Annotated in this window: 1 protein-coding gene; it reads left to right on the forward strand. The window is 69.5% G+C overall.

Annotation, left to right across the window (positions count from 1 at the left end):
* On the forward strand, positions 1-489 hold a 489-nt coding region (locus HWX31_RS34660; RefSeq protein ID WP_175934022.1), incomplete at both ends, for an AAA family ATPase.

Below are 489 nucleotides of genomic sequence, written 5' to 3' on the forward strand. Positions count from 1 at the left end.
GCAGCAGGCGACCGGCATCACGTTCGACGACATCGCGGGCATCGACGAGGCGAAGGCCGAGCTGCAGCAGCTCGTCGCGTTCCTGCGCAACCCGGAGCGCTACCAGCGGCTCGGCGGCAAGATCCCGAAAGGCGTGCTGATCGTCGGCGCGCCCGGCACCGGCAAGACGCTGCTCGCGCGCGCGGTTGCCGGCGAGGCGGCGGTGCCGTTCTTCTCGATCAGCGGCTCGGCGTTCGTCGAGATGTTCGTCGGCGTCGGCGCGGCGCGCGTGCGCGACCTGTTCGAGCAGGCGCAGCAGAAGGCGCCGTGCATCGTGTTCGTCGACGAGCTCGACGCGCTCGGCAAGGTACGCGGCGTCGGCATGATGTCGGGCAACGACGAGCGCGAGCAGACGCTGAACCAGCTGCTCGTCGAGATGGACGGCTTCCAGGCCAATTCCGGCGTGATCATCATGGCCGCGACCAACCGGCCCGAAATCCTCGACCCCGC

This window comes from Burkholderia ubonensis, from assembly GCF_902833085.1.
Taxonomy (GTDB): domain Bacteria; phylum Pseudomonadota; class Gammaproteobacteria; order Burkholderiales; family Burkholderiaceae; genus Burkholderia; species Burkholderia ubonensis.